The organism is Vibrio tubiashii ATCC 19109, from assembly GCF_000772105.1.
GTDB classification, from domain to species: Bacteria; Pseudomonadota; Gammaproteobacteria; order Enterobacterales; family Vibrionaceae; genus Vibrio; species Vibrio tubiashii.
The window spans coordinates 1315959-1340752 of the sequence record NZ_CP009355.1; the positions used below are offsets into that span (position 1 = coordinate 1315959).

Consider the following 24794-nt stretch of genomic DNA (forward strand, 5'->3'; position numbering starts at 1 on the left):
AGCGCTATGTGTTTAGCGTATTAAAGAATTCATTAAGTACAGTGTGAGTCATCAGATGACGCAACTCTGGAATCTTTTGCAATTCGTCCCGAATGGCATTCAGCCGAGTCATTGAATCAACTTCGACGTACAGCATCATGTCAGTTTCTCCGCTAATCGCATGACACCATTTTACGCCATCAATCTGATAAATCAGATCGGCATAGGTTTCGCAGTACTGAGTCGAGCTCGACATATCAAACTTAAGGGCGAGATAGGCTTTGATCAGTTCTTTGTTCTCAGTTTTCGCCACATCAGCATGATAGCCAAGGATTACTTTTTCATGTTCGAGCTTTTGAATTCTCGCCGTTACTGCCGTGCGTGACAGATTCACTTTTCTAGCGATATCACTCACACTCTCCCGAGCGTTAAGTTTTAGAATGTCTATGATTTGCCGATCAAATTTGTCCATATTTTACTTCCCAATTACGCCAACTTATCCTGTTGGTTGAATGCAATGTGACACAAAATTGCTAGAGATGAAAGCAGTCAAATTGACAGCTCTAAAACCACAAACAGACAATGTGACCGCTATCGGTGACGAATTGACTAATGCATACCTAAGCCGCTTGAGATAACCTTGTTTTAAAACTGAACACGATGCAGGGAGAGCATAATGAGTGAGCTGAAAAAAGAGATAACATTGCTATCTGGCATCGGCCAATTATCGACAACGCTGTTAGGGACAGGGCTGTTTATGGTGCCAGCAATAGCAGCAGGTATCGCGGGGCATGCGTCCCTTTGGGCATGGTTAATCCTATTTGTTGCAATCTGCCCTATTGCACTCACTTTCGCCCAGCTTGGTAAACGTTACCCGAGTGCTGGTGGTACCGCTTACTTTGTCCGTAAGGCATTTAACTCCAAACTTGAAAAAAGCGTCGCATGGTTGTTTCTTAGTGTCGTTCCGGTCGGTGTACCTGCTGCCATTGCGTTAGCGGCTGGATTTTTGCAGCAGCTGATGCCTGAAAGCATCAACTCTCCTTTATTTGCCCAATTGCTCACCGTGACTTTGCTTATTGGCGTGAATCTCGCTGGAACCAAATCTTCAGGCAGGTTACAAACCATTATTGCCTTGTCTATTTTTGCTCTTATCACGGCGTTCTGGTGGAAAGGCGACTTTAGTTCTCAGGATTTAATCTTGCCGCCTCTTAGTGGTGATAGCCTGTGGTCTGTCGGGTTAGCATTAGGTGTCATGTTTTGGTGTTTTGTTGGGATAGAAGCGTTCGCCCATATGGGAGAAGAGTTTAAGAACCCTCAAAGAGACTTCCCTATTGCGATTGTGATTGGCTGTTTTATCGCAGGGGCGACTTACTGGATATGTTCAATCATAGTGTTAAAGATGGGCGCTTACGGTTCGCCTATGTTCGATAGCACATCAATTCCTTGGATCTCTGAAAATCTGTTTGGTCCAGAGTTCAAAGCCTTAATCAGTATCGTGGGTTTTGGGGCATGCTTTGCTAGTGTAAATCTCTACACTCAAAGCTTATCTCGCATGGTATGGGCACAGGCTAAGGAATACAGCCCAAATAGCGCGCTCGCTAGACTATCGATTAAAGGTGTCCCGGCAAATGCGACCTTTGTTGTTGGCGGTGTGGCTCTGGTTTCTTGTGTCGCGGGTGAGTTGTCAGGTTTGGATTTGGAGTTCTTTCTCAAGCTCGCCAATGGAATATTTGTTTTGGTCTACCTTCTAGCGATGCTTGCAGCCTACAAGCTACTCACAGGATTGAGTCGATACCTTGCTGCGGTTTCTTTGCTTCTCTGCTCGGCTGTGTTTGTGTGCCTTGGTTGGTCGATGCTCTACGCTGTCACCGTCTTCGCGCTACTTAGTTTACCGTGGAGAAAGTCACACACGGCGAACGGCTCAAATAACATATGATGCTACTTATACTTGGCCAGTATTTCTCGTTCTCCGCCTTGCTGGCGAAATGCCAACACTTGCTCGGAAAATTCCTCAAGTATCGTGACGAACTGAGATGTTTTGGAAATACACAGCGCAAAAGGTGCTACAGTTAAAGTCACGGGAAGCTCAGTGATCAAGTTGCGTCGATCATGCTTAGATAAGAGAAATTCAGCCACGACTTTATCAACGGCTACAACATCTCCTTTTTTCTTAGCGAGCATTTGTAATGCGATAGAGAGATCTGACTCGATCACTCTAGTGTAAGAGTCTTGGGGGAAATTTTCGTTCCCCCAACCATTTCCGACATAATCTAGAATCACGAATTCCTTCAAGTCTTCAATGCGAGACACTTGCTCTAACTTATCCAGATGCGCATGATTTTTGTAGGTAAATAGGTTGATTGGCGCGCTAAATACAGGCTCTTTTGCAACATTGACGTAATTCAGCCGCTCTGGCGTCGGTACTGTGATAAACGCATCGGCTTGACCGTTGAACACCATCCTTTGCGCACGACTCCACGGATAGCCTTCGTGTGACACTTCAAGATCCATCTGTTTTTCCAGTACTTCTTTTGCTATGTCTACCAGTATCCCTTCCATCTCGCCGGCTGCATTGATATAGGAATATGGCGGGAAGGAGTCATAATAGACAATTCTCAGCGTCTCTTTCCCGTAGGAAAAAAAGCTTAGCAAACACAAAGACAAAACCCATAACCTTTGAACCATAAACTGTCTCCCGCCAGACCAAATACCTAACCAACGAATCTCACTGCTTAGGTATCTACTCTATCAATAGTAGAGCATGGTAATTTGGTCTGCTAACAATTAGCTCAAGGCCGTTCTGACTTAAATTGGCTAGGCTGTTCTGTGTTTCTCTCAATTCTCAGATTCATTGGGCAGAAACTGAACATTGCTAGCTGTTTAAATAGCGTATGAATCCACTTTGTCTAAGCAGATATTTAGAATCGTCTGAGGGCTCACTTTTTTCCATTCGGGGCTTTTTTCTAACGGCTCTGAAGCCAAAACAACATTCGCGCCATCTTGTTTGATAAAAACCGTTGGAGCTTCTTGATCTGAGCTATAACGAACTGCCCAAAACTGATTGCCATCCGAAACACAAATTGAAGCTTTTAACGGCTCCTCAATTTGCTTGTCAGTCATAAGGTTACTGATCATTGATAAAGTGTTTCTAATCGCTTCAACAGGGTTCTGCTTTAAGCCATTTTGCAACATAAGCAGAAAGATTAACTCGCTGTCTGTCGTCCCCATACGTTTCAGAAACAGCGACTCACACAGTTGACGTTCCAACTCAAATTTAACCTGCTCAAAACCTCCAATCTGACCATTGTGGAGAAACATCCAGTTTTCACTGATAAAAGGATGGCAATTAGACCGTGAGACTTGTGTGCCTGTCGATGATCGCACATGTGCCATAAAACGATGAGAACGAATATGATGAGTAAGTGAGCGAAGGTTTTCATCTCCCCATGCAGGAAGCACTTCGTGAAATTGTCCAGGCGTATCTCGCTCAGTGTACCAACCCAGCCCAAAGCCGTCAGCATTCACTCTTGTGACCGCCTTACGTGCCTCTAAACTCTGATGAACCAATGAGTGTTCCGGTTCATAAACCAACTCATCGAGATAAATTGACTCTCCTTGATAGGCTAACCATCGACACATACAAACCCTTCCTCCCTCTAGTTACACCTTAATCAATAACATCATGAATTGAAGATTTCGGCAAGGGTACGGATATTTGGCTCGATTTCATCTAGAGCAACATTACCAAAGCCCAAGACAGCGCCAGACCAATCACGTTGCATTCCGCCATCATGCTGCTCGTAATAAGAAAAAGGACGAATCACAATGCCACGAGCGGACGCACGTGCAGCCCAATCTTGTTCCGCAATATGCCCTCGCCACTTCACAGTGACATGCAGCCCTGCCGCTTGGCTGATCACCTCCAAACTCCCTTGGAAATATCGTTCTATCATCGTCAGCATCATTTGATGTTTTTGTTTGTACAAACGACGCATCTTTCGAATATGACGAATTAGGTCACCTTCGGCAATAAAATCCGCCAGAGCAGCTTGAGTGTGGCTCGGAGAGTCACCACTTAACGCATCTTTTATGCTTAGGGCTTGTTCAACCATAGATTTGGGCAACACCAGATAACCTAAGCGAAGGCCATTGAACATTACTTTACTAAGGGAACCTACGTAGATAACGTGTTGATCATGCCCTGTTTTAGCTGCTAAGCCTTGCAGACTTGGATATGGGCGGTGAGCAAACTGAAATTCACTGTCGTAATCATCCTCAATGATCCAGCCATTACGGTTTTTCGCCCATTCAATTAGCCTTAAGCGCTGATTGATATCTAAGGTCGTGCCAAGCGGATATTGGTTACTTGGGGTGACGTAAATCACCTTGCTACAACTGCCCTCAACTAAGTTCAAATCCAACCCCGATTTAGGTACAACGACCGCAGGGCTCCAATCACAATTAAGCCAGTTGAGAACTTTAGCCATCTGCGCATAACCTGGCTGCTCCATCAAAATGCTGTGATCTTCTTTAACTGTCAGCAAAGCAGCTATGGTTAGGGCTTGCTGTGCTCCCGACGTAATAACTACCCTATCTGGATCGCAGACCACAGAACGGCTCGTCGCCAAGTAGCTTGCAAGCGCTTCTCGCAAACTGCCGTCACCTTGAACATCTTGCCCACCCAGCAGGCTTACACGACTAATATGGCGAGATAATAATCTTTGCCATTTCTGGGTTGGAAACTCACCAAGATCCGGAACTCCGGGCGAAAAAGCACGACTGTAATCAGCAGCTATAACCGGGCGGCTTGGCTTAGTAGATTGATAAGCCGTTGTCACGAACTGGTCTGGCAGTTCAAGCGCAACAAAGTAGCCAGATCCAACTCGGCTCTCCAAATAACCTTCAGCATGCAACTGTTCATACGCATGGATCACCGTATTCCGACTCAGGTTAAGCTCCTCAGCCAGTTTACGTGTCGAAGGAAGCTTGAGCCCCTTTCCCCATAACTGCCCAACGATTTTATCCCTGACTGCGTTAAACAACGCATCTTGCTTAGTACGACTCTCGTTACTTAATTGAAGATCGCCAATATCGATTAACGCCATAAGTGGATCCATCCATCAAATAGAAGTGGCTCTAAATTTAGTACCAATTTAAAGATACATTTTCTGTAAATCAAATATTTGCAGGAGGCAAAGCAATGTTATCAGCAACCAAAAGAACTGAACTTAAGAAAGGGGCTCATAAAGCGGTGACCGAGCAACAAGCCTTGTACGACATTATCGACGAGTCATTAGTGGCTCACATCGCTATCTCAGACTGTGAGCAACCCTATGTCATCCCGATGTTGGCATGGCGCGTAGAAGATACCGTCTATATTCACGGAGCAAACAACAGTCGGCTGATGCGCATTTTAAAAGGTGGGGTCAATACCTGTTTAACATTCACCTTGTTCGATGGCTGGGTTTTAGCAAGAAGCGCATTCCATCATAGCGCCCACTATCGAAGTGCGGTTGTACTTGGTCATTTCACCGCGATAGATGATAAGCACGAGAAAGACCGAATACTGAATCATTTTGTTGAGCAAATAGCCCCCGGAAGAACCAATGACGTCAGACTCAGCAGCGAACGAGAGCTAAACAGCACTATGTTGCTCGCCATCCCTCTAACCGAAGCGTCGGTAAAAGTCAGCAAAGGAGACGTCAATGATGACCTAGGCGATATGGACCTAACCGCTTTTGCTGGCTTCCTACCATATCGAACCGTTGTAGGTCCTTTGAAGGCAATGCCAGATTCCAAACACAGCCAAACGCCAGACTACAGCCAAGCCTATGGTTCACGCTGGCACGACCAACAAGGCAAGTAACATCATACTTAACGCTCATCTAAGCAGTAATGCTGAACATATTGGATGGGCGTTAGTCCTCTGTTTTTCTTAAACATTCGATTGAAGCTTGCAGTGTTCTGATAGCCAAGCCGACGCGCGATCTCATCAATAGCTACACCTTTGGTCAACATTGAGACGGAAATGTTACTCAGCACATATCCGCAGACGGTCGAGAAGTTCATTCCAAGCTTACGCAGCGCTCGCTGAAACTGCTGTGTCGACATACCCAATAAGCCGCTGACGTGCTCAAGTGTCGGTAAACCATGAAAACGACTGTAGTTAAGTACTTCATAAATCACTTTAACTTCATCTTCTGGATCCGGCATATTGAGCAGCTCATCCAAGTCAGAGAAATTCATCGCGAGTCGCCCCTTACGGATACTGGACTGTTGCTTGGTGGCTAAACGAACCTCAGAGTGAAACCAAATCTCAGTACTGGAATGGCTCCAGTCAATGTCACACCCAAAGAACGCTCGATACTTCTCTATGTTCTTGCGAGTCCCTGATAAACGTACTCTTAAAGGGGAGTAATTCGAGCCAAGATAGAGCCTCATAACTTTAACCAACGCGACTGCCATGCGAACGCTATCGTGGACTTTGACTTGAGGACTGACATGTGGGTTTCGGTATGACCACTTAATGATGGATCCACTTAAAGCAGCCGATAAAAACGCACCATTTTGTAAACTATTAAGGCCATAGTTCATACGCCGTATCGTTGAAGCAAAGTCAAAACCTGACAATAACCAGTGACTGATGGCACCTATTCGCGCAATGTCATTGTCTTGCATTAGTTCAAGCACAATATCCGGATTACCCGTCTTGTGTTCAAGTTTGGCAAACCACTGATTAACTTCCGAAAGGGGGATAAGCGTCATCGGATTGTGAAAAACCTCATCCGGTATCCCAAGAGAGCCTTGCTCCAAATCATAACGCTTGTGAGCTTCTAGGTGCATGTTGTAAATACCTATCGCTCGCATAAATCTCACTTTATCCATTTACAGATCAACTCAATATCTTGCGTCATGTGATTTAATCTGTCACAACCCATCGACTTTTTCAATTCTAGATCACAATCAAGCTCTGTTATTACTTTGGAGCCTTGAATGAGTTTACTAAGTGTCCCGTTCGTCGGAACAAATGCCGATACAATTTTGCACGTTGTCGCAACGGTTGTTCTTGTTGCCACCGTTGGCGCTGCATTATTTGGATTTTGGAAATTCCACGAACTACCAATCAATAAAGCCCATAGCAAAGATCATCATCAAATAGGATTGATAACGGCACTCACATGGATTGGTTTTATCTGGCACTGGGTTTGGGTTGTCGCCGTAATTCTCGCCTTCGTTGATATGGAAAAAGCCATCATCAACCTTCGCGATACCTGGCGTCACGCCCCAAAAAGTAACAACTCTGAAGGAGAAGCGTAATGTTAGAAGGTTTAGCCGTCTGGGCATTGTTTATCTATTTGCTTCGCCTTGTTGGAATGCCTTGGAACAAAGTGACTAAGTCATTCGCTTACCTAGGTGGCGCCTCTTGGCTAATGTTTGTGTGGGTTGGCCTGATCAACTTTACCCCAATGGATCTCTCTGGTGGTTCCGTGGTTCAATCACCGCACATACAGCTGCGTCCTGACTCGCCAAATGTGACAGGTAAAGTAGACAAAATCTATATTGAGCCAAACCAACAAGTTTCAAAAGGTCAGCTCATTTACGAAATCGATCCTACCCAATACCAGATTTCGCTCAATCAAGCGCAAGTTGCAGAAGAATCAGCAGACGTGGCTTACCAAGTAGCAAAAGAAGATATCGCGATTGCTCGAGCAACGTATCAATCTATGCAACAAGAGGTGAAGACCACAGAAAGCCGTTTAGCAGCAGCAAAAGTCGATCACAAACTGCAAGTTAAAATGCTTAAGCGTTATCAAGAGCAAAACCGTGTCGTAGAAAATACCATCACCGCAAGTGATATCGACAAACAAGAGACAGCAGTCGAGAAAGCACAACACAATATTTCAACCATCGAGTCCGAACTAAATACCAGAATAGTGGATGCCGATAAAGCTAAACTCGCGATAACTAAGGCCAAGTTGACCGTAAAAAGTAAACAGGCCGATTGGAAGACGGCTCGTGAGAAGCTCGCTAAAGCACAATGGGACTTAGACAGCACCAAGGTATACGCTCCGGCTGACGGTTTCGTTACCAACTTTATACTTCGTGAAGGGCAACGTGTCTCTATGATGCCTAGACTTCAAATGTACACCGATGAAAAATATGTACTTATGCGTGTGAATCATCAGGCCATTAGAAACGTTAAACCGGGCCATGCGGCTGAGTTTGCTTCTTCTGTTTATCCGGGCAAGATCTTCTCAGCTCAGGTTGAAGGCATTGTGGAGGCAACCGGAGAATCTCAAGGAAACTTACTTGGATTTGATCAACCAGTGCGAACAACGACGGGTCAAAACCTTCAAAACAAGCATCACTTTGTTAGGTTGAAAATCGAAGAAACTGATGGCTATGACATTCCTGTTGGCTCTGTTGGCTTAGCTTGGATCAGTGGCGATAAACCGATTGGTTTTATGGCATTCCTAGATGCGATTCGCGGCATCATCATTCGTATGAAGTCCCAGCTCTACTTCTTCTATTCCATTTAAGACCTTAAGACCGCTAGCAATAGCGGTCTTTTTGTTTATTCCATCTGAACAAAGTATTGTTTTTCCGCCACTTTAGAGTACTTTGATAACCAGTTAAGCAAATTACCAAGTTTACGAGGTGCTCAGTGAGCCAGTTTCAAGACCTCTCCGTTTTAATTGAACAAATCGTACAAGCAGAAGAGAGTGAGCAAGTTGCCATTCTTAATGATCTGATCGAAGCTGGATTAGAATCTGGCTCTGTGGCGCTTATTCTCGAAGCCTTCCCTATTGAAGAGAGGGTAACGCTATGGCGAGGGCTTCCGCTTGAGCTGCATATTGAGGTACTCACAGAAGCGCGTGCCGAAGTACGTCATTCAATCATTGATGAGCTGTCTGAAACGGAACTTAAACTCACCTTAGCTAAGCTAGATAACCTCTCTTTAATCGAGTGGGCCGATTCACTGCCTGATGAGATCATTAACGAAGCGCTGCAACTGATCGAAAAAGATGAGCTAGAACTTTACGATCAGGCTAATGAATATGAAGATGATGAACTTGGGCGCTGGGCAGAAAGAAAAGTCGTGACCCTACCCTTCAATATTTCGGTGGAGAAAGCCAAAATACTTATGGAGCGCTACAGCTACGACGCTCCGCAGCACATTTACCTGATCAATAAACGTAAGCAGTTTCGTGGTTTAGTCAGTTACATTGACCTTCTTAGAGCAGAGCCGAACGAAAGACTCAAAAACATCTCAATCGAGAATGTACTGACGCTCAATGCAAAACTAACGCTGGCTGAGAGCATTGAAGCTCTGGAGCACTCCTCTTTATCGGCGATGCCAGTGACCGACGACAAGCAAGTTTTGGTCGGAGAAGTTGATTGGCACTTTGCTCTTACGACTCAAAGGGAAATCTACGAGACCCGCTTAATGGCCGGTACCGGTATGGATGAAGGGGATGACCTATTCGCACCAGTGCTCAAGAGCTCGCAAAAACGTGGCGTCTGGCTTGGTATTAATTTAATGACAGCGATTCTGGCATCAGTGACTATCGGCCTGTTTGAAGATGTGATCGCACAAGTCGTCGCTTTGGCAGTACTGATGCCAATAGTTGCGTCAATGGGAGGAATCGCAGGTAGTCAAACACTGACCTTGATGATTCGTGCCATGGCGCTTAATCAGATCACTTCAGGTAACCGCTGGGCGCTACTAAAAAACGAAATTGGAATAGGCTCTATTAATGGCTTGCTTTGGGCGCTAATCATTGGCGGTCTCGCAGGGTTATGGTTTCAATCAACTATTCTTGGTGCAACCATAGCACTTGCTATTGTGGTCAACATTATCACCGCGGCTCTATTTGGTGTCCTTATCCCTATTATTCTCGACAAACTGAAGCTCGACCCTGCGCTTGCGGGATCGGTCATTCTCACGACAGTGACGGACGTTGTAGGCTTCTTTGCCTTCCTCGGAACAGCGAGCTTAGTGATGTTATAACTTTGGTTAAGTTATTATCATATCATTAGCATTATTGTGGTTATTCGCATTTTGCAATTTCAATATGCAATTGGAATGGCAGAAATGTCCTAAAATCGATTAATTTCAGAGCAATTTGGTGCTATTAAAGTTGGCACATATAGTGCAACAGTAATAGCGACCCTTAATTAAGCCGAGGGTCACCTAGCCAACTGACGTTGTTAGTGAACCCATTTTGTTCACACTTATAGCGGCCAATCTCACTTCTTGAGGTTGGCCTTTTTGTTTTTGGAGAACTGGAGAACTGGAGAACTGGAGAACTGGAGAACTGGAGAACTGGAGAACTGGAGAACTGGAGAACTAATAAAATAGCCATTTGGTTACAATATCAAGGTTAAAGTTTAAAAATTGGCACTTTACTTAGTCTTAACATTCAAAAAAGCTCGTTTAATTATAATAAGTGAACAAAAAGCAAGCAGTTTATCTCCTAAACAAGTCCTACCATCAAACAGTACGTCATTTATATTAACTACAATCCATTAATGTCATTTATTGAAGTAAATTAAACAACTTACCCCCTATCTATCCATTCATACTGATATTTTTTGAAAGTCATAGAAATCATAACCCATTGGTTATTATGATTATTATCAAAACAGACTTGCACGCAATCGATTTAGTTATCAATAAAGCATTGACTATGTGATTTATATCACCATAATACGCGCCGTTTAACTAATTTTTACCTACAATTTGTATTGACAATCTATTTGCGGAGGTTATAAATGGCTGCGGACAATAACTACAGTCTTGGACCCGTACCGGAAACGGCAAGGAAAGGAGTCGCTTCACTTACCATGGTAATGCTTGGGCTCACTTTCTTCTCCGCAAGTATGTGGACAGGTGGTTCTCTTGGTACTGGCCTCTCCTTTAATGATTTCTTCCTCGCTGTTCTCATCGGTAACCTTATTCTCGGTATCTACACCTCTTTTCTTGGTTACATTGGCGCTTCTACTGGTCTCTCTACTCACCTTCTTGCTCGCTTCTCTTTTGGTACTAAAGGCTCATGGCTTCCTTCTGCTCTATTAGGCGGTACTCAAGTCGGTTGGTTTGGCGTCGGTGTTGCGATGTTTGCCATTCCAGTACAAAAAGCGACTGGCATTGATACCAACACATTGATTGTTGTGTCTGGTTTACTGATGACTGCCACGGTTTACTTCGGTATTAAAGCCCTAATGGTATTGTCAGCGATTGCCGTACCTGCTATTGCCATTCTTGGTAGCTACTCGGTATCTATGGCAGTAGATAGCGTTGGTGGTTTCGAACAGCTGCAACTCATTCAGCCTGAAACGCCAATGGACTTTTCTGTTGCTCTTGCCATGGTAGTGGGTTCATTTGTTAGCGCAGGTACGCTGACCGCTGACTTCGTTCGATTTGGTAAAAAACCGGCTAGCGCGGTATTAGTCACTATGGTGGCATTCTTTATTGGTAACTCGCTGATGTTTATGTTTGGCGCAGCAGGTGCCGCAGCGACAGGTCAAGCGGACATCTCTGACGTCATGATCGCTCAGGGCCTGTTACTACCAGCTATCATTGTGCTTGGCTTGAATATTTGGACAACTAACGAGAACGCGCTGTATGCCTCAGGCCTTGGACTCTCTAACATTACAGGTCGTTCTAGTACCACTATGTCGATCATGAACGGCATCATTGGCACCATCTTCGCGCTATGGCTTTACAATAACTTTGTCGGTTGGCTGACGTTTCTTTCGATGGCCATTCCACCGATTGGTGGCGTTATTATCGCAGACTTCCTAATCAACCGTAAACGTTACAAAGATTTTGCAAACGCGCAGTTCCAAACCATTAACTGGGCTGGCATTATCGCTGTCGCAATCGGCGTAGCCGCAGGTAAATTCATTCCTGGAGTAGTACCGCTAAATGCTGTACTTGGTGGAGCACTTTGCTACGCTGTCCTAAACTCAATTCTCAACAAACACGCGCTGAAAACACAAACAGCGTAAGGAAGCATCATGACAACGCTATTGATCAAAAACGCGACGCTACGCAATCAACAAGGTCTAAAACAGATCCTTATTGAGGACGGTCAATTTAAGCAAATTCTCGACAACGATGCAGACCTTGCTTTTGACGGTAATATTCTAGATGCCGAGGGCGGCTTAGCTGTCGCGCCTTTCTGTGAACCGCACATTCACTTAGATACCACTCAAACTGCAGGTGAGCCTAGCTGGAATATCTCAGGTACCTTATTTGAAGGTATCGAACGTTGGGCGGAGCGCAAAGAGCTCCTCTCAATTGAAGATGTAAAAAGCCGCGCGAAACAAACTCTAAAGTGGCAAATCGCTAACGGTATCCAACATGTTCGTACTCATGTAGACGTTTCTGATCCAACCTTAATCGCCTTAAAAGCAATGCTTGAGGTCAAAGAAGAGATGAAAGAGTGGGTCGACATTCAAATTGTCGCGTTCCCGCAAGAAGGTATTCTCTCTTACCCAAATGGCAAAGAACTGCTAGAAGAAGCGGTGCAGTTAGGCGCCGATGTGATCGGTGCGATTCCCCACTTTGAGTTCACTCGCGAGTACGGCGTCGAGTCACTTCACTATGTATTCGAACTCGCTCGTAAGTACGATCGCCTAATCGATGTTCACTGTGACGAAATTGACGATGAGCAATCGCGCTTCGTTGAGACACTGGCTGCCCTAGCACACAAATATGAAATGGGCGATCGAGTGACAGCGAGCCACACTACCGCTATGGGGTCATACAATGGTGCGTATGCGTCTCGCTTGTTCCGACTGTTAAAGATGTCAGGCATCTGCTTTGTGGCTAACCCGTTAGTGAACATTCACCTACAAGGCCGTTTTGACGATTATCCGAAACGCCGTGGCGTAACTCGTGTGAAAGAGATGCTAAACGCTGGTATCAATGTCTGCTTTGGTCATGACGACGTGTTTGACCCTTGGTATCCATTAGGTACAGCAAACATGTTACAAGTACTGCATATGGGTCTACATGTTACTCAGGTCATGGGTTACGATCAGATCAACAATGGTTTGGATTTAATCAGCACTAATTCAGCGCGCACGTTAAACATCCAAGACAAACACGGTATAGAGCAAGGCAAGCCAGGTAGCTTACTAATCCTACCGGCAGAGAATGGCTTTGATGCAGTACGTCGCCAAGTACCTGTGCGTTACTCTGTTCGTAACGGTAAGGTGATTGCTGAAACACAGCCAGCAACGACTCAAATCCATCTTGATAGCCAAGAAGAAGTGACGTTCAAACGCTAAAAGGACATTAGTGTGAAATGCATAAAGGGAAGCCGCTGCTTCCCTTTTTTATTCTAGAACAAGTCATGTTTTATCTAGACAAAAGAAAACCCCACTAAGCTCTCGCCTAGTGGGGTTCTATTCTTACTCGCAGCAATCCGGCTACTAATAGGTGCTCCCTGCATCTATTCCTTGATAGTACGCTGAATCCTTCAGCACTTTCCTTATCATCGCCATCCTAGCGGTGTCCTTGGCAATCCAGCCCGTTAGCTATCCTCGCTAACTCTCATCGCTTTATCCTTAAGCGGTGTCCCTGACTCTATCATCCTGATAGAAATTGCCTTAGTCCGTTAAGCGTCCATTGTCTATCCTTGTGTAACCATCCTAGTTACTAGCGTCCAGCCAATGTCCTTCGCTTTCCATGCCAATTACTCATCCTGAATAATCGAATCTTCGTCCTGAAGATGACCGTTCCTTGGGTCTTTCCTGTTCCGTGTCTGCTCCCTGCTGACAACTTAAGATTATGGCTTCACCATTATTTTCACAACGCTATTTTTCGCTTTTCAGCAATTTCCCGACCGTTCAAGAAACATACATAACCATTATTTTCAGACGCTTACAATGCAAACATCCAAATTTCTCAGCGTTCGTTTCTCATAATGCTCACGGCTTTGTAAGAGATCTCGCACACAGATACGGGACTATTTCCGATTTCAACTCATCAAGCACCATCAATAAAAGGTGACCAAAATCCCACTAATCTGCCACTATTTTAATGTTCACTTCTCCTACCAGCGGTTTTTTCTGGACTATACGACGTTAAACTAGGATATTATGTGGAGATCCAAATCACATAATGTATTTTTCTAGCACTACACCAGTCTTGGTCTATTTGCTAACCATCTCCTAGAGGAAGATTGAATGATTTCAAAATGGGCGCAACGCTTTTACCAAATGGCAGAACTAGTTGGCTCTTGGAGTAAAGATCCCTCCACTCAAGTCGGCGCTGTCATCACAAAACAAAACCGCATCGTTTCAGTTGGTTTTAATGGTTACCCTCACGGTATCTCAGACAGTGCAATGACCGATGATAGAGAAATGAAGTATCTAAAGACGCTTCACGCTGAAGAGAATGCGATCTTATTTGCAAAGCGCGATCTGGATGGATGTGAAATTTGGGTGACTCATTTTCCTTGCCCTAACTGTGCGGCAAAGATCATTCAAACCGGTATTTCTGCCGTTCATTGTCCTGAACAAACGCCTGATTTCTTATCTCGCTGGGGAGACAAAATCAAAGTCAGTCAAGAAATGTTCTTACAGGCGGGCGTTAAAGTTAACTGGCTTCCGTTAGATGATTTAAAAGAAATCGAACAGGCGAATTAAAGCGTCACTTTTAAACGTTCAAAAGTATCGAAAAGCTGTTGCGATTTATATGGTTTCGGAAGATACGCATCCATTCCTGCGTCGAAACAGCTTTGAATTTCTTCAGGTAATACACTCGCGGTTAACGCAATAATTGGCACTTTTTCCTTTCCTTTTTCCTGTTCCCATTGGCGGATTTCTCGCGTCGCGGTTAAACCATCCATAATTGGCATCATGCAGTCCATTAAAATTGCACAGAACCTTTCTTCGGTCTTCACTGCATTGACTGCGTCTAATCCATTGCTCGCAATCACATACTCAATACCAATTTTATTGAGAAAGAAAGAGGCGATTTTTTGGTTCATTAAGTTATCTTCGACGATTAGCACCTTTTTGACATCAAGAGGAAAAAACTCTTGCGGGGACTCACTATCACTCATGTCACTGAGCTGATTCCGACTCAACGCGTCTTCTAAGACTGACCTAAATCGGTGGCCCAATAGCGGCAGGGTAACTGAAGCACCGAGAAGTATGTCTAACTCTGGTTTTGCGTATAAGTGATGGTTCATACCGATGACCTGGGCAGAAGGGTATAAGCTTCTAATCTTAGCGACATCTTTGCGCGCGCTTCGACTGCGTTCAGTGCAATATAGAATGAACGGAACATCATTGCCGTTTGAGGACATTTCCTCAACTGAGTGGTATACCTCTAACTCCACACCGATACGTATACTTTCAGCAACAATCAGCCGTAAATATTGCGAGTCATTAGCCACTAGAACTCCGCGAGCCGATAGATCTAGCCTATCAGCTTGTTCGTCACTAATATTCAACGGCAAGGTAATTGAAAAACGGCTTCCTATCCCGGTTGTTGATTTGACCTCTATCTTTCCCCCCATGAGCTCCACAAGTTGGCTACAGATGGCTAATCCGAGGCCAGTACCTCCAAAGCGACGAGTAATACTGCCATCCTCCTGGGTGAAAGGTTTAAATATATCGCCAAGCTTATCCTCTGAAATACCGATCCCGTTATCTATCACATGACATTGTAGCTCGCCGAAATGGGTGCCCAGTTCAATGGTCACAACACCATTATGAGTAAACTTGATTGCATTGCTGAGCAGGTTCATCACCACTTGTTTGAAGCGGAAATCATCAATATCGATAGAAGCGGGCAGCGTAGGTGAATAGACAACCTGCAACTCTACTTGCTGTTTAAGCGCATTCGAAGAAACCATACTTAGCGTTTCATACACCATATCTCTTAGATCAACGCTACGAATGGATAGCGCCAAATTACCCGATTCGATTTTAGATAGGTCTAAGATGTCGTTGATGAGTAGCAATAGAGCATGAGAAGAGGTGTCCACATCAGTGAGGATCTCTCTCTGCGCCGTAGTGAGGTGACTATCTGAGAGAATCTCTGTCATGCCAATGATGCCATTAAGTGGCGTACGTATTTCATGGGACATGTTGGCAAGAAAAATACTCTTTGCTTTGTTTGCCGCTTCCGCATTCTCTTTAGCTTTGACTAAATTCTTTTTATAGTCTGATTGCTGTTCGATAATATGGTTGAGTTGGTGAGCAAATGATGAAAACTCATCTTTCCCATCTATCGGGATCTGCTCTGCACCATCTTTCTCCTTTAGCTGTCCCATAACACTGATGATCTTGGCCAATTTGGAATTGATCCGGTATATCGTGCTTGTTCCCCAAGCAAACATCACGATAAACACAGAACACCCTGCAATGGCGATTAACCACAGCCCTTGTTTGGCGCTACGAATACTCTGGTTAAGCTCCTGTCTTAATGTGTTTGAAAAAGCCATCAGTTGGCTCTCGACCACTTTATTACGTGTATTGATAATTTCAACAAACTCAGAGGGTGGTATGCGTTCTCCAGAATGATTTAGTAGCGCCTCTTTCACCACAGAACCACGTTGAAATTCTCTACTGGCAAAAATGTCGAGCAAAGCCTCTACTTGATTGGAACTTGCGCCTAAGTTAATAAACTTATCTAGGTACAACTGCTGCCTTTCTCGAATACGAAAGTACTCCTCTGCATAATCAGAATATTGCCACTCTAACCATTTAATTTCTTGTGTTAACCATGCTTCTCTTTCCATCCAAAAGTAAAGCCAACTGAGATCAGATAAGACAATATCCAGACTATGAATCAGGGGTGAAGCCTCATGACTTTCAAGACGATGAATTTCGACAAGGAGATCATGGTAAATGGTGTAGATCAACTGCCCTAGTTCGATGGTAGAAGCTTTGTCTGAAGAAAGTAGTTCAGGCAAAAGATATTGAAGCTCTTCAATGTAGCTATTTGCATGGTTCGAAGTTTGAATTCCATGGTGAACATGTTCAGAGGTATGAGCGGTCTGCGCGATCATCGACATGGTTTGTTGCGCTCTCGTCACCGCAGCGTTGGCACTTTGGCCATTCAATCGACGATTAAACGCAACATATAGGTGATGAGAAAACTCCGTCAGTAAACTTATGCTGTCATTCTTCTCACCCACCAGTTGATAACTGTGGAGCCTGCTCTGAAAGTCCCTAGCTAAATTGGCACTGAAGGCAAGAATAGCGAGCGTAGGTATCAGACACAGAATAAATAGTCTACTTTTAATAGACATATTAGTCAGTAACATCCGGACTCATTCCTTGAATCGACTTTGGCGCGTATAAGGTTTAAGTCTAGATGATCAATTAACTACAAGAGTAAGTAATTGCACGCTTCAATATTTGATGACTAGTATTCATAAAATAAAAACAAATAGTTAGTACAACAACGTCGACAAGAAAGGATATTTTGATCAGGCTAGTTCTCACTACACTTCTACTTGGGATAGCGATTCAAGCAAACGCCACTGGTTTTGCTGTGATTACTCTTAACCCAGATATGAAGGCATTGCGCTCAAATCAGGTAAAACTGCTTTATCGAGGTCGCATGTCCCACGTAAATGGTGCGCCTGTTCGTCTCCTTGATCTTCCCCGTGATTCCGAGAGTCGTGAAGACTTCTACCGTAAACTACTGAATAAGTCTCCGACTCAGATGTCTGCTATTTGGGCACGACTCTCCTTCTCTGGTAAAGCCATCGCACCTGTGGAAGTACCGGAAGAGTCTCTCGAAATCATTCTCCATTGGCTAGAGAACAACGCAAATGGCATTGCGTATGTTCCCGAAGAACTGCTTCCTGAGGACGCCTATGTCATTTATCAGCTCTCAGATTAAACGAACCCACTTGCTTTTGGCGATGGTTTCCGTGTCATGGATTCCCGCAGTAAGCAATGCACAAATTGCACTATCAGATGATTTTCAACTAAGCGGGTTTGGGACCTTTTCTGCCGCCAAAAGTAATAATTCACTGCCGATACTTTCTGGGCGAAACATTACCGATGATTGGTGCTTTGACTGTGATACCACCTTAGGTATTCAAGCTGATTGGCAGATCACACCTAAATTGCGCTCAACGGTTCAAGTTGTCAAAAGACCAGAAGACCATTTTTCTTCACCCGAATTGGAAAGAGCATTGGTGGAATACAATGCTGGGATGTTTCGCGCTAAAATAGGCCGCTTAAGAACCCCAATGTTTATTATGTCTGAGTACTACTATGTCTCTAGCGCCTACCCTTCTTTGCGCTTACCTCCTGAGGTATACGACAACAATCTTGGACTCACTTACTATGAAGGAATCGCCGCGGATTTCTTACACGAATTTGATAATGGCAATCAAATCGTCTTTTCTCCCTATATTGCCATTCCGAGAGAGGAACATTTCGAACAGTACGACTCTTCCTTTTCATTGGATATTTCAAGGGCGCTGGGTTTGAGCTCGGAACTCTTCTATGACGACAATTTACTCCGTATTGCCTACGTCAACTTGGACGCTACAATGACTGGACTGATTGCGTCACCTAAATTCTATAATCTTGATATTTACGCTTTGGGCGTAAGTCATTACTTTGGACAACTTCATGTACAAGCAGAGACCATGCTTGCTGACGAGCTAAGCTCTGATTGGTACATAAGTATTGACTATCAATTCGGCAAGATCACGCCCTATATTCAATACGGACAAGCAAGACTGACCAAGGACACAGAAAGCTACTTGTTCGGTTTTCGCTACGATTGGACACCCCAATTAAACACTTCTATCGAATGGCAACGCTTCTACGGTAGAGAAAACGTGATCAGCGGGCAGTTCACTATGCCGCAAGATCCAACTAAGCCTTTTAGTACCAAAGTCGATCTCTTCTCTATTGGTTTATCGTTTACCTTTTGAGTAGATACAGTGACGAAGATCTATCTGCTAAGACATCATCCATACCGTATTACATAACTTATGTGCTTCAAGTATTTTTCATCACAAATTAAGATTGCTTGTTTAAAAATGTCAATAGGCACTACTACCTACAATCTGCAGTGATATCCGCCATGACTGAGTGTAATAACAGCCCAAATAACCTGAATTAATTTTACTAGCAGAATAAGATGTTAGGCCTTACAATCCTGCCGCATAAAAATTACAAAATTAATACATTTCCTCTATTCACTCCCCCTACAGGTGAAATAGAGTCAGTCCCCAAAAAACGTGAAAGGTCCATACAAACAATGAGTCCAGAGAAACACCTCTTAGATTGGCAAACGAGCCAAACGATTGCGGAAACTATTTCTCCACTTCTAGGTCAACTTTACCGTCACAAAGGCGTCGAAGTTCTACTCTTTGGTAAAACACTGGTTAATGCAGCGACCATCGACATCATTAAAACTCACCGTTTAGCACGTCGCTATACAGGTACTGCTCTTACTCCAGAGCAAACTCTTCCTCTCATCAAAGCACTTGCTGAAATGGAACTTTCTCCATGTCGCATCGATATCGGTCAACTTGCTCATGAATTCTGGCAAGGTCGTGATGACTCTCATGGTGTTAAAGACTTCCTTCACACCTCTCTTCTAGGTGCAATGAATGGCGAAACAGTCTCTGAGCCACGTGACGTTGTATTGTATGGTTTTGGTCGCATCGGCCGCCTATTAACTCGTCTACTTGTTGAAAAATCTGGTCCTGGTTACCCACTTCGTCTGCGCGCTGTTGTTGTACGTGGTGGTAAGAAAGGTGACTTAGAAAAACGCGCTAGCCTGCTGCGCCGTGACTCAGTTCATGGTCAATTCAACGGTAGTATCGTCGTTGATGAAGAGCGCAAGGCGATTATTGCTAACGGTAACTACATTCAGTTTATCTACGCGAACAAACCAGAAGAAGTCGACTACACTAGCTACGGCATCAACAATGCACTGGTCGTTGACAACACAGGCGTATGGCGTGATGCAGAAGGTCTTGGTCAACACTTAGAGTGTAAAGGCGCTGAAAAAGTACTGCTGACTGCACCAGGTAAAGGTGACATCAAGAACGTGGTATTCGGTGTTAACGACAACGTTATCAAAGCCGAAGACAGCATTATTTCTGCGGCAAGCTGTACGACAAATGCAATTACCCCTGTTCTTAAAGTGATTAACGATAAGTTCGGCGTGACATCAGGCCACATTGAAACCGTTCACTCATTTACTAATGACCAAAACCTGATCGACAACTTCCACTCTGGCGAGCGTCGTGGTCGTAGTGCTTCTTTGAACATGGTACTAACCGAAACTGGCGCGGCGAAAGCGGTAGCTAAAGCCCTACCAGAGCTAGCAGGTAAGTTGACGGGTAACGCTATCCGTGTACCAACGCCAAACGTATCAATGGCGATTGCTAATCTAAACCTTAAACAAGGCACAGATAAAGAAGAGCTAAATAACTACCTACGTGAAATGGCACTGACGTCTGAGCTGTCTGCGCAAATTGACTACACAGAATCGACTGAAATTGTATCAACTGACTTAGTGGGCTCTCGCTTTGCAGGTGTTGTTGATGGTGCTGCGACTATCGCTCAAGACAGCCGCTGCGTGCTATACATCTGGTATGACAACGAGTTTGGTTACAGCTGTCAGGTTGTTCACTGTATGGAACAAATGATGGGCGTTCGTTACAAGACTTACCCAACAAAATAAGCGCAGGGATTCATTAATCTGGGTAAGCTCAGATTAATTAGCAGAATATCGCCCCGGAGTTTCCGGGGCAAAACTCCACAACACAATACCTATAATAATCCCCCGTAGTTGCCACTTTCTTTTAGAAAGTGGCTTTTTTGGTTCCACCGTATTTTGTTTACCTGTTCATGTTTGATTCATTTACCTCAGGTTAATCTAGCCATACCAATCGGGATAAATAGGTGAGCAGATAATTGCGCAGGAAAAATCGCTTAGAGCAAGGCATAGATTGCAGCTAGCTAGTTGCCCTACCTTCAAAATCTATAACGCAGCTATCAGCGATTTTAGCCAGCAAGGATGACCAAATATTTATTCTGATTGGTATTATGTCATCGAGAGGTAAAAATTATGAATAGAGTCATTTCTGGTTTTCTGGCATTGTTTATTGGTGTATTCACCCTTCTATTTAGCTTGATCATGGTGATTCCATTGACCATTGCAGCGGTCATCACAGGTAAAAAGATTGAGAAATCTCTTAAGATGAATCGCTCTGCTTCTTCGCAGCAAAATGATCGCTCGGTACTAGAGGGAGAATATGAAGACGTATCAAAATAAGAAGGAAAAACTAGAATATATGATGCGTAAAAAGACAGCTTTAGCATTTTACTTGGCAGCCGCAGCAACAGCTGTCATGGTTGGCTGTACAACCCAGACTCAAGACCCAGCGTTTGATAAAGCTCAGCACCTACCTAGCTATTCTCAAAGTAGTTTTGAACAGTATGTGGCAGAAACTAAACAGTGGCTTGAACACAACCGTCTGTTCATGACAGAAGATAAATCCACCGAACTTAACATGGTGCTACCCAAAGAGTACCGACCAGAAGCCCCCAACGGTCAGGGTGTATTGCTGGTACACGGTTTAGGTGACTCTCCCTACTCTTTCACTGACGTTGCCACCCATCTTGCCAAGCAAGGCTACTTGGTGCGAACTATCTTACTTCCTGGGCATGCGAGTAAAGTTGGCGATCTTCAACTCCCGACACTAGAAGACTGGCAAGGTGTCGTCAGTCATCACATTGCATTACTAAAGAAAGACACCAGCTCAATATGGCTGGGAGGTTATTCTACGGGTGCGAATCTAGTGACCGCCGAAGCGTTAAACGATGAGACTGTCAACGGTTTGCTACTTTTCTCCCCTGCGCTGCAACCTTACTCTGATTCCGTCAAGTATGCCGAACTGGCGAGCTATTTCATAACGTGGGCAGACCAAGATCCCGAAGACAATCCGCTCAGATATAACTCTCTGCCTATGAGTGCAGCTGCAGTTTATTACCAAACCTCCTCTGAGGTGCGCGAGCAACTGTCTACTAAAGAGTATCTGAAGCCAGTATTTATGATGATGAGTGAGGGCGATAAAGTCGTTAGTACTCAATTTGCCATCGATACTTTCAGCCAAAAAATGCCGAATCCTAAAGGACACATCGTCTGGCAGGGCGAAAGTAAGATTTCCGATCCTCGTTCAACTCAGTTATCAATGCATCTGCCAAAACAGCGTATTTCAAATGGCTCGCATATGGGACTGCTCTTCTCGCCACAAAACCCGAGTTATGGTGTAAATGGCAACAATATCATCTGTAGCAATGGTCAAGGTGAAGAGAAAGAAGCTCAATGTCACAACGGTGAGAACGTCTGGTATTCCGCTTGGGGATATACAGAGCCGAACAAAATTCACGCTCGACTCACTTACAACCCCTATTTCGAACAGAGTATGAGAATTATGGATAAAGTAATGAGTTCTCCTTCATCATGAGCACTTTTACTTTCTCCATCCTATGATTGCCCTTCTAGCGATCGTTGGTAATCCGCAGCCTATAAGTTCGCAGAACTCATAAACCACAAAGCTCGTGACTAATGCACGAGCTTTGCTGGACTATAAGATATGAACAATGGACTAGAAGTAGTAGTTAGCTTGTAACCATGTAACCGTATCCGCTTTTTGATCTACGCTACGATGGTTGTGGCTGCTCTTCTTGATCTCAGCCGTATGTTCTACTTTGAAACCAACAGACATTCGATCTGCGACCATTAAACCACCACCTACTTCGATTTGATTGGTGAAATCTCGGCTTTCTGCGTGGTAAGTCGATTTCGGGTTAGCATATAGCCAGTGTCCATCATCAAAGCCGTACATCGCGTATACACCCGCTTGTGCTAGAGCGCTGTCTTTTGCGTAAGCTGGCGCATTCTTGCCATCTTTTGAAGTGGCATAACCCGCTGATAGCATTGGGAATACCATTACATTATCAGTGACTTGGAACTTATAAATTGCACCACCAAGTACTGTTGTATTGTTAGCACCACCCAATACGTCTACAGAGTAACCAAGACCATCGGTAACATGGAAGTAGCGACCACGGTAGTTAAATGCGTCTTTTGACGATGGGCGTTGACCTAATGCGTTTTTGGTATTGTCAAAGCCTAGGTCAAGTTGGAAGATGTTAGCGCCTGCGCCATACATCATGTTCAATTGACCTTTGTCTTGTGAGCCGCTGATACCAACCGTAGAGAAGCTAGCTGTTGGATCACCATAGTTTATCTCTTCCTGAGCAGGTGTTTCATTGGCGAGTGCTCCTAAACTAACGCCAGCAAGTAGTATAGCTAATAGTGATTTTTTCATGGGTCTATCCCCGTTTGTGTTTAAGTTGGGATAATTATCTACCTAGCTTTCAATAAACTTAAATTAGTAACCATTAATATTTTCGATAGATAGAACCAAAATTAGCTACTTAAAGGTGAATTTCGAGTGGATTTTCGTATTAACTATCGAGATAAGAGATATAACAGAGTTACGGCTAGAAATAACTAAGATACAAAAAAACGCTTAGCATCCTTTCTAAGCGTTGATTTAATGAAGTTTACCATGACCCACCAAACTGGACGTGAACCGTTTCTTCTTGCGGTCCAACTGCCACATCGACGCCAGTTGTCAGCCCTAACTGACGTGCAATAAGATACCTAAATCCTGCTCCACCTGTACTATGCCATTTGGCCCTAGATAGGCCTTCATTATCTTCATAAGCGGTTCCAACACCAGTGAAACCAATCAAGGTCCAACGGTCATCAAGATCATAACCAATCTCAACTTCTGTTAACGCAGTATTACTTCCTTGAATCGACATAGCGGCAATTCCTCGCATATCCACATACGGGCGAGCATAGAAGGTGTAATCACCTTCAACCCTTTTAACATCGCCCCTAAGCGCTAAGCCCCAACGTTCTGAGAGCCTGTCATAGCGATGTAGATATGTGTGATACTTGGTATAGTGGTCTTTTGAGCTTGGTTGCCCCATACCGAAATCGACATCATGGAAATTCACCTTAACGCCAGCCTTGGTACCTTGTGTTGGTGCCAAATGATTATTACGACTGTCGTAAGTAAGCTTGAGTGCTAAATCTTGGTCTCGAATTGAATGAGCAAAACTATCCCCGACCACAGCATTCATTTGCGGCAGTGAATTGTTCGTCTGCATATACGTATACGTTCCACCTAAGAAGAAATCACTCTGTCCCAATCGAACATCAATGTCCTGAAAAAAGTACACGGCATCTGAGTTAACTTGTACTTTTACATCGTCCATAAAATTGTAGTTAAGGTTCACATCTGCTTTGAAAAGACCGCCAAGATAACGCACTCGGTCATTTAACCAGTTTCCTGAGTGGAAACCTCCATACAGCTTTGTTCCGTTGTCAGTCGCTAAACCAACCAATCCAGAAACACTTGATGGTGTATCTGCTACTTCTTCCCCCGCTTCCCTTTTCTGCTTTCTTTCCTCAGATTCATGGAAAAACAGCAGAGCACCACCGCCACCTACACCCACTGCGGGATCAGTAATCATCATAGGGATAGGTAGAAACCCTGTTGAGTTGTCTAGAATAAACTGGCTAGCGTCAATTCTTCCATCTTGAGGATCGGTAAACTGATCCATTATCGAAGCATTGGCCATGTATGTACTGCATATCGTAGCGGTGAGCAGCAATGTGCGGCTGACATTAAATGCGGCTTGTTTTTTGGTTTTCATGTGTAACCTATATGTCGGTTCGTACACGCTCCTTATGTACAGATTATTTATTTCGCTCA

General features: G+C 44.2%; 21 protein-coding genes. 13 read left to right on the forward strand and 8 right to left on the reverse strand.

From position 1 onward, the window contains the following. Positions 1-4: 4 nt before the first annotated feature. Positions 5-451, reverse strand: coding sequence for an Lrp/AsnC family transcriptional regulator (locus IX91_RS21120; RefSeq protein ID WP_004745111.1), 447 nt, complete (start codon positions 449-451; stop codon positions 5-7). 204 nt (positions 452-655) lie between these two features. Here IX91_RS21120 and yjeH point away from each other — a divergent pair, with 204 nt between their 5' ends. Then, complete coding sequence (gene yjeH, locus IX91_RS21125; RefSeq protein WP_004745109.1) at positions 656-1915, forward strand: L-methionine/branched-chain amino acid transporter; 1260 nt, start codon at positions 656-658, stop codon at positions 1913-1915. Between the two features lie 2 nt (positions 1916-1917). On the opposite strand, the gene IX91_RS21130 is transcribed toward yjeH, so the two are convergent. The 3 genes from IX91_RS21130 to pdxR form a co-directional block, all read right to left on the reverse strand. Beyond that, a complete protein-coding gene (locus IX91_RS21130) occupies positions 1918-2664 on the reverse strand; it encodes a substrate-binding periplasmic protein (RefSeq protein ID WP_004745108.1) in 747 nt (248 codons plus the stop codon). A gap of 195 nt (positions 2665-2859) precedes the next feature. Further along, positions 2860-3618 (reverse strand): class II glutamine amidotransferase, encoded by a 759-nt coding sequence (locus IX91_RS21135; protein ID WP_004745106.1) that lies wholly within the window; start codon positions 3616-3618, stop codon positions 2860-2862. Positions 3619-3659: 41 nt separating this feature from the next. Further along, positions 3660-5084: a MocR-like pyridoxine biosynthesis transcription factor PdxR gene (gene pdxR / locus IX91_RS21140; RefSeq protein ID WP_004745105.1), complete on the reverse strand. Its 1425-nt coding sequence runs from the start codon at positions 5082-5084 to the stop codon at positions 3660-3662. Positions 5085-5179: 95 nt separating this feature from the next. Here pdxR and IX91_RS21145 point away from each other — a divergent pair, with 95 nt between their 5' ends. After that, on the forward strand, positions 5180-5845 hold the full coding sequence (locus IX91_RS21145) for a pyridoxamine 5'-phosphate oxidase family protein (protein ID WP_004745103.1): 666 nt from the start codon (positions 5180-5182) through the stop codon (positions 5843-5845). An 8-nt stretch (positions 5846-5853) separates the two neighbouring features. Here IX91_RS21145 and IX91_RS21150 read toward each other — a convergent pair whose 3' ends face one another. Next, positions 5854-6846 (reverse strand): AraC family transcriptional regulator, encoded by a 993-nt coding sequence (locus IX91_RS21150; protein WP_004745101.1) that lies wholly within the window; start codon positions 6844-6846, stop codon positions 5854-5856. 126 nt (positions 6847-6972) lie between these two features. Between IX91_RS21150 and IX91_RS21155 the strand changes: the two genes are divergently transcribed. The 6 genes from IX91_RS21155 to IX91_RS21180 all read left to right on the forward strand — a co-directional run bounded on the left by IX91_RS21155 (position 6973) and on the right by IX91_RS21180 (position 14643). Further along, on the forward strand, positions 6973-7296 hold the full coding sequence (locus IX91_RS21155) for a hypothetical protein (RefSeq protein ID WP_038197763.1): 324 nt from the start codon (positions 6973-6975) through the stop codon (positions 7294-7296). Continuing rightward, complete coding sequence (locus IX91_RS21160) at positions 7296-8519, forward strand: HlyD family secretion protein (protein WP_004745097.1); 1224 nt, start codon at positions 7296-7298, stop codon at positions 8517-8519. Before IX91_RS21155 ends, IX91_RS21160 begins: the two co-directional genes overlap by 1 nt. 125 nt (positions 8520-8644) lie before the next feature. Beyond that, complete coding sequence (locus tag IX91_RS21165; RefSeq protein WP_004745096.1) at positions 8645-9991, forward strand: magnesium transporter; 1347 nt, start codon at positions 8645-8647, stop codon at positions 9989-9991. Positions 9992-10755: 764 nt separating this feature from the next. Next, entirely contained in the window at positions 10756-11994 is a 1239-nt protein-coding gene (gene codB, locus IX91_RS21170; RefSeq protein WP_004745095.1) for a cytosine permease, read from the forward strand. A 9-nt stretch (positions 11995-12003) separates the two neighbouring features. Beyond that, entirely contained in the window at positions 12004-13281 is a 1278-nt protein-coding gene (locus IX91_RS21175) for a cytosine deaminase (RefSeq protein WP_004745094.1), read from the forward strand. Between the two features lie 900 nt (positions 13282-14181). Then, positions 14182-14643, forward strand: a complete 462-nt coding sequence (locus tag IX91_RS21180; protein WP_004745093.1) for a dCMP deaminase family protein — start codon at positions 14182-14184, stop codon at positions 14641-14643. On the opposite strand, the gene IX91_RS21185 is transcribed toward IX91_RS21180, so the two are convergent. Beyond that, positions 14640-17276 (reverse strand): hybrid sensor histidine kinase/response regulator, encoded by a 2637-nt coding sequence (locus IX91_RS21185; protein WP_004745092.1) that lies wholly within the window; start codon positions 17274-17276, stop codon positions 14640-14642. The two genes, IX91_RS21180 and IX91_RS21185, sit on opposite strands and share 4 nt — an antisense overlap. 161 nt (positions 17277-17437) lie before the next feature. On the opposite strand from IX91_RS21185, the gene IX91_RS21190 reads away from it, so the two are divergent. The 5 genes from IX91_RS21190 (at position 17438) to IX91_RS21210 (ending at position 22466) form a co-directional block, all read left to right on the forward strand. Then, complete coding sequence (locus tag IX91_RS21190; RefSeq protein WP_004745091.1) at positions 17438-17860, forward strand: hypothetical protein; 423 nt, start codon at positions 17438-17440, stop codon at positions 17858-17860. Further along, a complete protein-coding gene (locus tag IX91_RS21195) occupies positions 17835-18911 on the forward strand; it encodes a hypothetical protein (RefSeq protein WP_004745090.1) in 1077 nt (358 codons plus the stop codon). Before IX91_RS21190 ends, IX91_RS21195 begins: the two co-directional genes overlap by 26 nt. Positions 18912-19240: 329 nt before the next feature. Continuing rightward, positions 19241-20677 (forward strand): glyceraldehyde-3-phosphate dehydrogenase, encoded by a 1437-nt coding sequence (locus IX91_RS21200; protein WP_004745089.1) that lies wholly within the window; start codon positions 19241-19243, stop codon positions 20675-20677. Between the two features lie 387 nt (positions 20678-21064). After that, positions 21065-21271 (forward strand): hypothetical protein, encoded by a 207-nt coding sequence (locus tag IX91_RS21205; protein WP_004745088.1) that lies wholly within the window; start codon positions 21065-21067, stop codon positions 21269-21271. Between the two features lie 22 nt (positions 21272-21293). After that, positions 21294-22466: an alpha/beta hydrolase gene (locus IX91_RS21210; protein ID WP_038197793.1), complete on the forward strand. Its 1173-nt coding sequence runs from the start codon at positions 21294-21296 to the stop codon at positions 22464-22466. Between the two features lie 141 nt (positions 22467-22607). On the opposite strand, the gene IX91_RS21215 is transcribed toward IX91_RS21210, so the two are convergent. Together IX91_RS21215 and IX91_RS21220 are read right to left on the reverse strand one after the other, a co-directional pair. After that, complete coding sequence (locus IX91_RS21215) at positions 22608-23333, reverse strand: hypothetical protein (protein ID WP_004745086.1); 726 nt, start codon at positions 23331-23333, stop codon at positions 22608-22610. 238 nt (positions 23334-23571) lie between these two features. Further along, positions 23572-24735, reverse strand: coding sequence for a BamA/TamA family outer membrane protein (locus IX91_RS21220; RefSeq protein WP_236642925.1), 1164 nt, complete (start codon positions 24733-24735; stop codon positions 23572-23574). Between the last annotated feature and the right edge of the window lie 59 nt (positions 24736-24794).

What these genes read in the sequence shown, in the direction of transcription:
- IX91_RS21150 (WP_004745101.1), bottom strand. Translation starts at nt 6,846, where the DNA reads ATGCGAGCGATAGGTATTTACAACATGCACCTAGAAGCTCACAAGCGT.
- IX91_RS21220 (WP_236642925.1), bottom strand. Translation starts at nt 24,735, where the DNA reads ATGAAAACCAAAAAACAAGCCGCATTTAATGTCAGCCGCACATTGCTG.
- IX91_RS21175 (WP_004745094.1), top strand. Translation starts at nt 12,004, where the DNA reads ATGACAACGCTATTGATCAAAAACGCGACGCTACGCAATCAACAAGGT.
- IX91_RS21180 (WP_004745093.1), top strand. Translation starts at nt 14,182, where the DNA reads ATGATTTCAAAATGGGCGCAACGCTTTTACCAAATGGCAGAACTAGTT.
- IX91_RS21200 (WP_004745089.1), top strand. Translation starts at nt 19,241, where the DNA reads ATGAGTCCAGAGAAACACCTCTTAGATTGGCAAACGAGCCAAACGATT.
- IX91_RS21160 (WP_004745097.1), top strand. Translation starts at nt 7,296, where the DNA reads ATGTTAGAAGGTTTAGCCGTCTGGGCATTGTTTATCTATTTGCTTCGC.
- IX91_RS21120 (WP_004745111.1), bottom strand. Translation starts at nt 451, where the DNA reads ATGGACAAATTTGATCGGCAAATCATAGACATTCTAAAACTTAACGCT.
- IX91_RS21195 (WP_004745090.1), top strand. Translation starts at nt 17,835, where the DNA reads ATGTCATTTATCAGCTCTCAGATTAAACGAACCCACTTGCTTTTGGCG.
- IX91_RS21135 (WP_004745106.1), bottom strand. Translation starts at nt 3,618, where the DNA reads ATGTGTCGATGGTTAGCCTATCAAGGAGAGTCAATTTATCTCGATGAG.
- IX91_RS21215 (WP_004745086.1), bottom strand. Translation starts at nt 23,333, where the DNA reads ATGAAAAAATCACTATTAGCTATACTACTTGCTGGCGTTAGTTTAGGA.
- pdxR (WP_004745105.1), bottom strand. Translation starts at nt 5,084, where the DNA reads ATGGCGTTAATCGATATTGGCGATCTTCAATTAAGTAACGAGAGTCGT.
- yjeH (WP_004745109.1), top strand. Translation starts at nt 656, where the DNA reads ATGAGTGAGCTGAAAAAAGAGATAACATTGCTATCTGGCATCGGCCAA.
- IX91_RS21130 (WP_004745108.1), bottom strand. Translation starts at nt 2,664, where the DNA reads ATGGTTCAAAGGTTATGGGTTTTGTCTTTGTGTTTGCTAAGCTTTTTT.
- IX91_RS21205 (WP_004745088.1), top strand. Translation starts at nt 21,065, where the DNA reads ATGAATAGAGTCATTTCTGGTTTTCTGGCATTGTTTATTGGTGTATTC.
- codB (WP_004745095.1), top strand. Translation starts at nt 10,756, where the DNA reads ATGGCTGCGGACAATAACTACAGTCTTGGACCCGTACCGGAAACGGCA.
- IX91_RS21145 (WP_004745103.1), top strand. Translation starts at nt 5,180, where the DNA reads ATGTTATCAGCAACCAAAAGAACTGAACTTAAGAAAGGGGCTCATAAA.
- IX91_RS21185 (WP_004745092.1), bottom strand. Translation starts at nt 17,276, where the DNA reads ATGTTACTGACTAATATGTCTATTAAAAGTAGACTATTTATTCTGTGT.
- IX91_RS21210 (WP_038197793.1), top strand. Translation starts at nt 21,294, where the DNA reads ATGCGTAAAAAGACAGCTTTAGCATTTTACTTGGCAGCCGCAGCAACA.
- IX91_RS21155 (WP_038197763.1), top strand. Translation starts at nt 6,973, where the DNA reads ATGAGTTTACTAAGTGTCCCGTTCGTCGGAACAAATGCCGATACAATT.